Raw genomic sequence first — 9,393 nt, forward strand, 5'->3', positions numbered from 1 at the left:
TTACAATGGCGGGTCAAGGTCGTCCCGACAGAACAGGGAGACCGGTCATGTATATTTCCAACGCGTCTGATGTCGAGACTTTGCCAGCGCCTACCACGTGCGGCGCGCTGCGGGGCCAAAATGTGAATGCGGTCCAGACCCGCGCCCTGAAGGCCTCTCAGAACCTCTTCCGCGAGGGCGATGAGGTTCGCCATATCTATGAAGTGACCCATGGCGTCCTGCGGCTGACCAAAGTGCTTGAGGACGGTCGTCGTCAGGTCATCGCCTTCGGCTATCCCGGCGACATCGTCGGCTTCCCGCAGGATGGGCTTTATCATGCGGAATGCGACGCGCTTTCAACCGCCGAAGTGGTTGTCCACAGTGTGACCGATCTGGTGAGTGGCGACCGCAATCCTGAGCTGCACCGGAGGCTCGTGCAGGCGGCGCTCAGGGAGATCGGGTCCATGCAGGATCACTTCATGATGCTGGGGCGGAAATCGGCGCGGGAAAAGACCGCGTCTTTCCTGTCCGTCCTGATGGAGCGCACAGGCACGTCGCTGGGGGCCTATACTCATTTTGAATTTCCGATGAACCGGGCCGATATCGCCGATTTTCTGGGTCTGACCGTCGAGACGGTCAGCCGGACCATGACCATGCTGCGCAAATCGAAACTCATCACGCTGGAGAATTCGAAGTCTGTCATCGTCCTGGATCAGAAGGCGCTGCACGATATGGCGGCATGAGCATTGGCTCATGTGGTGATCATGACGTCGGACAGCGCCCTGCGCACAGAGGGGGACGGGATCTCATCTGAGCGGCCGATCCGCAGGAGGATCTGCGGCTTCCTGTCCTCGCCCGCCGCCCGTCCCAGTTCGAAGCGAAGCGCCGCGATTTCAATCGGCTGGTTCAGGTAGGATGTCGTGAAACCTCGGGCGGTCAGCACCAACAGCATCCGTGCGAGGGTGCGACCGGTGTCAAGCCAGTCGCCGACGGTATCGGCGGTGCTGGACAGCAGGGCCAGGGTCGGCGAACCGGCCATTGTTTTCGTTGTATCGACGGCAGCCGTGTTGCAGTCCTGATCAAAGGTCGGGGCCAGCAACCGGGCGGCGGGGGCAGAAACATAGGGCGTTCGCAAACCCGCTCCGGAGATGCCTTCCCCGATTTCGCGCCGGGACAAATGCATCCATGTGGCCCGTTCGCGGCGAAAACCGGGGTCTTCGGCCTGGATCCTGTCTGCCTCAGCAACCATATTCACAAGGGTTCTGCGTGCAGTATCATTGCTAAAGAACCTGACGCGTGTCCCGAGGCTTTCAGCGATGCGGCAACACTCGGCCATCAGATCCTGAGGCAGGTCTCCGGGACGGTAGTCGCTGCGGTCCGTGCGCCGTTTTGCGATGGCATCGAACATCGACAGGTCACGGTCATCAGGTGGTTGCCCTTGCGCGACTGTGATCTGCGCAAGGTGATCTGGAAAGTGGGGATCGGGGCATCGGGTCACGGTGGTGTTCAGGGACAGGCGACGGGCCGCAGTTTCGAAGGTTCCGATCGCAGCCCCGCAGCTGATTGTCAGCTCCCGGCCCTCGGGGTCGACAACCGCAAGTGCGCGTGTCCGGTCGGCAAGGACATCAAGCCAATCCGGACCGGAAGCGAACAGCCAGGGCTGCGTATTGTGAAACGACGGCGCAAGAATCGCACATCCGGCGAGAAACCGAAGTCTGTGCTCCGGAGTCGTGCCGGTGATGAAATTCGCATGCGGATGCGCCCATGGGTCGTCGTCTTTGCGTTGCATTGACTTCTTTTGCTCACAGAATTTCCGTCCCAGCGTAGTTGGTTGCGGCGCAGCCCATTTGATTTCGCTCAATTCCATGATGGGTTGCTGGGCTGTGGGCGGCGCCTGTCACAGGCGCATCGCCAAATTCCGGATCCACCGTTCAATGTCATCGCCGGTCACCTCGCGCCATCGGCCAAGACAGCGGTGCCCCCGGCACCCAAGAGCGTGCAGGAGGCGGGGTTCAAGCGCCGTGAGTGGGGCGGCCCAGGGGGCAGGCTCAGCCAGGTTTCACGACGCCCGACGGAGCCGAGGATCCACCAGAGGCGACGAAGCCCTCTGTGATCTCCGTGCTGCGGCGGGTCAGCAGGCTGATGCCGACAAACAGCAGGGTGGCGAACGGCAAGCCGAGTATGCCTGCGTTATAGCCAAACAGCCTGTTGCCGGTCATGTACATCACGATGACAAACAAACCGCCGCCCGCGATAGAAGTCAGGGCGCCCGCAGCTGTGCCGCGCTTCCAGAAGAAGGTGCCGACGATGGCGGGAACGGTGACCACGAGGCCCGCTGACGCTGCGACGGAGAGGATGGAGATCAGGCTCAGCTCCAGCGCGGCAAATCCCAGTGCGAGGACCGAAATGACCGGAATCACCAGCTTGCCGATCCACAGTTGGCGGTGGTCGGATGTGTCGCCGCCAACGTTGCCCCAGACATCCCGCGCCACCATCGACGACAAGGTCAGCAGGATGGAGTCGATTGTGGAAACCGCAGCTGCCAGAATGCCGACCATCACGATCACACCAAGAACAGGCGGGACGAAATCCGAAGCAAGCAAAACCGATGTCGCAAGATCCGCGCGCTCCAGATCGGGGAAGGCGACGAAGGCGGAAAAGCCCCAGATCACCGACACCAGCGTGTAGATCAGGCCAAAGCACAGGAAGATCAGCAGCATCCGGCGCAGGTCCGCTTTGGATTTCGGCATGAACAGACGCTGGCTGACCTGTGGATTGGAGATTGAGAAGAAGAACCATGGAATGGTCAGCCCGATAAAGGTCTGCAGGCTGAACAGTCCGGGTCCGGGCACGGTCAGCATCTCCGGCTTGCGCTCTGCCACGGTGGCAAACAGCCCGGTGAAACCGCCCAGTTCGCTCACCACCAGCACCGCGACCGCGGTCGAGGCCAAAATCATCACCAGCGCCTGCAGGCTGTCGGTCCACATCACGGAACGGATGCCCGCCGCATAGGAGAAGAAAATCGCCAGCGCCGTTGCAATCAGCAGGCCGGTGCCAAAGGGGATCGCGCCGCCGGACATGCCGGACAGCAGGTATCCGATCCCGGACAGCTGAACTGCGCAATAGGGGATCAGGAAAATGCAGCTGACCACCGCCGCCGCAATCGCGACATGGCGGCTGCCATAGCGCGCGCCGAGCATTTCGGAGGGGGTGACAAAGCCGTATCTCTTGCCCACCGCCCAAAAGCGGGGCCCGAAGATCGCGACCAGCGACACACCGGCGAAATAGACGATTTCAAAGCCCAGCGCGCCGACGCCACCCTTGTAGGTCAGACCCGCAAGCCCGACCATCATGAAGGCGGAATAGGTGGTGGCGGAATAGCTCAGCGCCGAGACCACGCCACCCATGCTGCGGCCACCGAGGAAATAATCGGTCATCGTCGTGGATTTGCCCGCGCGCGACAGCAGCGCGACGGCAATGGAGACGACCACATAGGCGGCGATCCCCCACCAGATGTACGACGGACTCATTCTTCGTCCTCCGAGAAAGAGGCGGTCGCAAGTGCGTTCAATACGATGATCGCAAGCCCTGCAAGGGTCCAGAAAAGAAAGGCTCCGGTCCAGCTCGGCGTATCGCCAAGAAAGCCGTAGGGCACAGCGTAGCAGGCCAGAACGACCAGCCCCACCAGCCAGAGGGATACAGTTCGTAGCATTGAAAATTCGCTCCCGTCGGATCGTTGGGTTTGAGTGAGAGGGTGCCTCTGCACCGCTTGTTGTTTTGGTGTAATATGCGGATGTCTGAGGGGCGGGTGTGCCGCATCTTCTAGTGCCACAGGTTGGCCGGGGCTGTCGAGCCAGGCTCAGATATCGGCGGTGGTCGGGTGTTTTCTGTGCCCGGGACGCCTGCGGCGACATCCACCACCATACTCGCGGGGCGGATTCCTCGCCGCACCGGCAGGCCAAAGCGCGCGTCTCTCCTAAACCATATCAACCTGTTGCGGTGACATCTGTCACGCTTTGCGCCGGGATGCTGTCTGCAGCGCGATCGCTTGCGTTGCCTCATATTGCGACAGGAACACGCGTCCGGTCATCGCCTCCAGGAAATGTTGATCCTGCAGCCGGTCCATCACCGGGCCCTTGACCTCAGAGAGGTGCAGCGTCACGCCCATTTCCCACAGCCTTTGATTGATGGCCTCAAGGGACTCCAGCGCGCTGAGGTCGATGTCATTGACGGCCGAACACTGGAGGATCACATGGCGGATAGCCGGATCGCGAGCCACCCGCTTTTGCACTACATCTTCCAGATAGCGGGCATTGGCAAAATACAGGCTCTCATCAACCCGCAGGGTCACGATCGCAGGATCGGTGATCACATCGTGACGCAGGATATTGCGGAAATGCTCGGTGCCGGGCATCTGACCGACCTCCGCGATATGCGGTTTGGATGTGGCGTAGAGATGCAGCAGGATCGATATTCCAACGCCCGCCGATACGCCTGCCTCGACGCCAAGCCCGAGCGTCACGACAATGGTGGCCAGCACCGCGGCAAAGTCAGCTTTGGAATAGCCCCAACTGCGCTTCAGAATTGAAAAATCAACAAGGCTCAGCACTGCCACAATGATGGTCGCCGCCAGAGTCGCCTTTGGCAGGAAATAGATCAGCGGTGTGAGCGCGAGGGCTGAAATGGCGAGACCAACTGCGGTAAAGGCCCCGGCTGCCGGGGTCTGTGCCCCCGCGTCGAAATTGACGACGGACCGGGAAAACCCGCCGGTCACCGGAAACCCCCCGGTGAATGCGGCTCCGAGGTTGGCGGCCCCCAGTCCGATCAGCTCCTGATCGGGGTCGATGCGCTGGCGTTTCTTGGCGGCCAATGTCTGGGCAACAGAAATCGATTCCACAAAGCCAATGATCGAGATCAGGAAGGCCGGGATCAGCAACTGACCGAGCAATTCCGGGGACAGATCCGGCAGGGTAAAGGGCGGCAGGCTTTGCGGAACCGCTCCGACGATGGCGACCCCGTGATCCGCCAGGCCGAAGCCCCAGACCACGAGCGTGGTGGCGACGACAACTGCAACGGGGCCGGTCTTGACCATCACGTTTGCGACTGCCCCGGCGACACCGATCCGCTGCAGGAGCGGTTTCAGCCCGGAGCGCACCCAAAACAGGAAAGCGGTGGCCGCCACACCAATCACCGCCGTGATCCAGTTCGTCTGCCGTGCGTGTTCAGCCAAAGAAAGCATCAGCTCCAGCAGGTTGTGCCCTTGCGCGTCGATACCGAAGACGTGTTTCAGCTGGCTGGTGGCGATAATCAGGCCCGATGCTGTAATGAAACCCGCGATCACCGGATGGGAGAGGAAGTTGGCCACAAAGCCGAGACGAAACAGGCCCATCGCCAGCAACATCACGCCGGACAATCCCGCCAGAGACAAGGCCGCAACACCATAGCCCATGGTGCCTTGCTCCGCGATTGTGCTGAGCGCGGCCGCTGTCATCAATGAGACCACGGCGACCGGGCCCACTGCCAGCGCGTTGCTGGTGCCAAACACCGTATAGAGCAGGATCGGCACAATCGACGCATAAAGCCCGGCCTCTGCCGGCAAGCCGGCCAGAAGCGCATAGGCCAGCGATTGCGGGATCAGCATGATCGTCACGATCACCGCCGCCATCAGATCGTTGGACAACGCGGAGCGGTCGTAGCTCCGTCCCCAACTCAGGATCGGCAGGAAACTCTTCATGTACGGCGCTCGATTCTATCGCAACTCAACATGGGGGCGGGACAAAGGGCGAGGCCAAGCGGGGATCCGGGCTTCGTTTTGATTGACCGTCCGGGCATTCAGATCCCGTTCACGGGGACCTTGAGCATCGGCTTGCCATCCTTGTCCTTTGGCACCTCACCCGCGCGCATATTGACCTGCAGCGACGGGATGATGAGCTTGGGCATCGCCAGTTGCGCATCGCGCTCGGTGCGAAACTTGATAAACTCTTCGCGCGTCTTGCTGCCACCCACGTGAATGTTGTGCGCCTTTTCCTCGGCGACCGTGGTCTCCCACTGGATGGCGCGGTCGTTGGGGCCATAGTCGTGGCACATGAAGAGGCGCATTTCGTCCGGCAGGCTCAGAACCTTTTGGATGCTGTCATAGAGCTGCCCCGCATCGCCGCCCGGGAAATCGGCGCGGGCAGAACCGCCGTCGGGCATGAACAAAGTGTCGCCCACGAAGGCTGCATTTCCCATCACATGGACCATGCAGGCGGGTGTATGACCGGGCGTGTACATGGCAAACCCCTGCATCCCGCCCACCCGATAGGTGTCCCCGTCCTTGAACAGCGCGTCGAACTGCGATCCGTCGCGTTGGAATTCGGTGCCTTCGTTGAAGATTTTGCCAAAGGTCTCCTGCACCACCATGATTTTTTCGCCGACGCCGATCTTGCCACCGAGCGCCTCTTGCAGATAGGGCGCAGCACTCAGGTGGTCGGCATGCACATGGGTTTCGATGATCCAGTCAACAGTCAGACCGCGGTCCTTGACCTCGGCGATCAGCGCATCCGCATGATCATAGGTGATGCGCCCAGCGGCATAGTCGATGTCCATGACGCTGTCGATAATCGAGCAATGATCGCTGCCCGGATCCTTGACGATATAGCTGATGGTATTCGTCGCCTCGTCAAAATGAGCCGAGACCTCGGGTTTGACATCCAGGTTTACCGGGTAGGTCATAGTGTGATCCTCCTTTGGGTCAGATACGCGAGCCGTTGCACCTCGACAGTGTAGACAGAAATTTTTCTGCAGAAATGATCCCTGTCAAACGCGATGCCGCAACGGGAAGCGGGTTTTCTGGTTTTCGACTTGCGCAATGGCCTTCAGTCGCAGGCTTTGCATGTCTTCAGACCAAGGATGCGGTAGAGTGGGCAGCTCCCCAAGGCGGCGGTGAGCAGCATCACCAAACCTGCCGCCACCAGGAAAATTGTCGCAATGCGGCTCTCCAGCGGCGCCAGACCGCTGAGATACGGAGCTGCCAGCAAGATCAGCCCCAATACTGTCCGGGCCAACCGGTCGAGTGGTCCCATATTTCTGATCATGTTTCAGCCTCCTGTCGCACATCCACCCAATGAGTAGCACCGCCAGGCCCGGCTCTACGGTGACAATGTCACCAAGTTTCAGATTTTCGGCTACGCGTCATGATCCGCCAATTTCTGCAGTTTGTCGCGATCAAGAATGTGGATGCATCCTCGTGCCTGCCGGATCCACCCGCGACGCTGGAATTCCTGTAGTTGCCGCGAGATCACCTCACGTGCGGTGCCCAGTTCGACGGAGAGTTTCTGGTGCGTTGCATCCAATTCGTCGCGCCCGGCAGACAGGTCGATCAGCCGGTTTGCCAGGCGCACGTCCATGCGCTGAAAGGCAACTTCGTCGATCATCAGGAAGAGATCGGTGATCCGTTTGGAAAACGCGGCAAACACAAAATCGCGGAAGGGTTTGGATTGCGCCACCAACATGTCAAAGAGAGCGCGTGGAACAGCGGCGGCAGAGACTTCGGTTTCTGAAACACCTTCTGCGGAGTAGTCCTCGTATGCGAGCAGGCAAGCGGTGGTCAGAACGCAGCTTTCCCCGGCGTGAATTCGGTACAGAACAATTTCATGCCCGGTATCGGAAACTTGCTGAACCCGGATGGTGCCATCCAGAAGAAACAGCATGTTTTCCGGCGAATTGCCCGGACCGAAAACGGTGGCGCCTTTGGGGATGCGGACCACCTTGCTTTGCTCCAGCAGCCAGCCTTTCGTCGAGACATCCAGATGCGACAATCCTGGAAAACGTTCGACCCAGTCTGTAGCTTCATTCATGTCTGATCGTCCTTTGTGGAGAGGGCCCGGGCCAAGACGGATCATAGGAACAATAGGCAAATGTCGCAAATGGGGCGCTGCCCCCGGCCTATGGCCTTCCCCGAGGTATTTTGAAAAGATGAAATGCTCTCGGGGCGGGATCATGGCGGTGGTCTTTGAGTGAGGTTTACGAACTCGGAAGAAAATCACGTCCGCCGCTGCGGGGCGGATACCTTTTGTGTTTTTGGGGCGGTGGGGCTCGGCTTTTTCGAACTCTCCGGCAAAGCGCGCATTGGTGACCCGGGCCTCTTCCGGTATCGGGCTGTGCCGTGGCATTGGCGGCGGCGGGTGCGCATATTCTCTGTGCTGCCTGTGATACGGTCCGGTTGGAGAACAGTGTGACCGCGATGGTTCGGAGCGGATATGCCGCAGAATCGCGGGTTCGCGATCAGACCGACTTGAGGGCCCATGACAGCGTTCTGGGTGATGGGGCGTTCGATATTGTCGTGAATTCGGCAGGAGGAGCCCGTCACAGTCCTACGGTGGCGGCGTCCCCCGAAAGTTTTGATGCCGTACTGGATCTCAGTCTGCGATCCACCTATTCTCTGTTTGCCTGTCCCGTCAGAGATATGATCGCTGCAGGCAAGCCCGGATCCTTTATCCATATTTCCAGCCAAATGGGGCAGGTGGGCGGCGTCGACCGTGCGGTTTGCTGGGCTTTGTTGCATGCACCCAGAATGATCGCAGGGGGACATGAGCAGTTGGGCCCAAACAGTGCAGAACCACGAGCTGGTCGACTTGCAATGCTGCGCTGAAGCAGCGTGGATCTTTGACGATTTGGTTCGATCCCGGGATCACATGGCGGCCCCCGCTGACCGGCAAGCGTGGTCGAAAACAGCAGTTCAGCGATGCGGCGGTCCTGACCTCTCTGACCATCAAAGTCCTGCTCTGCAAGCCTCTGAGGCAGACGACTGGTTTCGTCGAGAGCCTTCCGCGGCTGGTCGGACTGGACCGGACAGTGCCCGATTGCAGCAGGCTGTGCCGCCGCCAGACAATGCTGAACGTGGAGCTGCCGTATCGTGGCGGCACCGGTCCGCCGACCTTCCCGATCGATAGCACAGCCATCAAAGCCGAGGGCGAAGGCGTGTGGAGTGAGGAGGGTTAGCAAACGGTCCGGGGAACTGTTTGTCCGACAAACGCCAAGCATGGCGGCTCCAAACGCCGCATTTGGCGCAAAATGCACTTGGGGATTGACGAGGACCCGATGGAGGTTCGGGCCCTCGAAGTCACATCAGGCGAGGTCACAACAGGCACAGTGGGCGAGGCGCCCATCCTCAGGCCCGCTGTCGGCAAGGTCGGCCAGCACCTCACCCATGATGCCTGCCGCCTCGGGCAGGGGCCAACTGAATTCATCGCCCATCTTCGACACCCTTCCGAGGCGCGACTTGCCACCCGTCGAATGCTGGCGCGGAACGAGCCCCACCCATGCCGCGAAATCCCGGCCACTCCGGAATGTTGCGGGAGGTGGCCCTTGTAGGCCTGGCAAGGGTTCTGCAGTCAGCCCACCTCGTGAACTAGGGTCAGGACTCATAGCCAG

At 60.3% G+C, this 9,393-nt stretch carries 9 protein-coding genes and 3 pseudogenes; 3 read left to right on the forward strand and 9 right to left on the reverse strand.

Annotated elements, in window-relative coordinates:
- Positions 1-47 precede the first annotated feature (47 nt).
- Positions 48-722 carry a Crp/Fnr family transcriptional regulator gene (locus FGE21_RS06955; protein ID WP_176695377.1) on the forward strand — a complete coding sequence of 225 codons (675 nt, stop codon included), beginning with the start codon at positions 48-50 and terminating at the stop codon, positions 720-722.
- A gap of 8 nt (positions 723-730) precedes the next feature.
- On the opposite strand, the gene FGE21_RS06960 is transcribed toward FGE21_RS06955, so the two are convergent.
- The 7 genes from FGE21_RS06960 to FGE21_RS06990 form a co-directional block, all read right to left on the reverse strand.
- Positions 731-1,768, reverse strand: coding sequence for a nitroreductase (locus FGE21_RS06960; protein WP_139662571.1), 1,038 nt, complete (start codon positions 1,766-1,768; stop codon positions 731-733).
- 259 nt (positions 1,769-2,027) lie between these two features.
- Positions 2,028-3,509 (reverse strand): sodium:solute symporter, encoded by a 1,482-nt coding sequence (locus tag FGE21_RS06965; protein ID WP_139662572.1) that lies wholly within the window; start codon positions 3,507-3,509, stop codon positions 2,028-2,030.
- Complete coding sequence (locus FGE21_RS06970) at positions 3,506-3,691, reverse strand: hypothetical protein (protein ID WP_139662573.1); 186 nt, start codon at positions 3,689-3,691, stop codon at positions 3,506-3,508. Before FGE21_RS06970 ends, FGE21_RS06965 begins: the two co-directional genes overlap by 4 nt.
- A gap of 297 nt (positions 3,692-3,988) precedes the next feature.
- The gene (locus FGE21_RS06975) at positions 3,989-5,713 is read right to left on the reverse strand and encodes a SulP family inorganic anion transporter (RefSeq protein ID WP_139662574.1); all 1,725 of its coding nucleotides are present in this window, start codon (positions 5,711-5,713) and stop codon (positions 3,989-3,991) included.
- A 98-nt stretch (positions 5,714-5,811) separates the two neighbouring features.
- A complete protein-coding gene (locus FGE21_RS06980) occupies positions 5,812-6,693 on the reverse strand; it encodes an MBL fold metallo-hydrolase (RefSeq protein ID WP_139662575.1) in 882 nt (293 codons plus the stop codon).
- A 143-nt stretch (positions 6,694-6,836) separates the two neighbouring features.
- On the reverse strand, positions 6,837-7,055 hold the full coding sequence (locus tag FGE21_RS06985) for a DUF2892 domain-containing protein (protein WP_139662576.1): 219 nt from the start codon (positions 7,053-7,055) through the stop codon (positions 6,837-6,839).
- Positions 7,056-7,145: 90 nt separating this feature from the next.
- Complete coding sequence (locus FGE21_RS06990; RefSeq protein WP_139662577.1) at positions 7,146-7,817, reverse strand: Crp/Fnr family transcriptional regulator; 672 nt, start codon at positions 7,815-7,817, stop codon at positions 7,146-7,148.
- Between the two features lie 308 nt (positions 7,818-8,125).
- Here FGE21_RS06990 and FGE21_RS20605 point away from each other — a divergent pair.
- Positions 8,126-8,437, forward strand: a pseudogene (locus FGE21_RS20605) (SDR family oxidoreductase); the annotation flags it as partial.
- 112 nt (positions 8,438-8,549) lie between these two features.
- Positions 8,550-9,132 (forward strand): annotated as a pseudogene (locus FGE21_RS20315) (transposase); the annotation flags it as partial.
- Here FGE21_RS20315 and FGE21_RS20320 read toward each other — a convergent pair.
- Both FGE21_RS20320 and FGE21_RS20325 read right to left on the reverse strand, forming a co-directional pair.
- Complete coding sequence (locus tag FGE21_RS20320; RefSeq protein WP_255731408.1) at positions 9,088-9,216, reverse strand: hypothetical protein; 129 nt, start codon at positions 9,214-9,216, stop codon at positions 9,088-9,090. The pseudogene FGE21_RS20315 and the gene FGE21_RS20320 sit on opposite strands and share 45 nt — an antisense overlap.
- Positions 9,208-9,393: pseudogene (locus tag FGE21_RS20325) on the reverse strand (transposase); the annotation flags it as partial. The pseudogene FGE21_RS20325 and the gene FGE21_RS20320, both read right to left, overlap by 9 nt.

Origin of the sequence: Phaeobacter sp. B1627, assembly GCF_006265095.1 — a bacterium.
Taxonomy (GTDB): domain Bacteria; phylum Pseudomonadota; class Alphaproteobacteria; order Rhodobacterales; family Rhodobacteraceae; genus Epibacterium.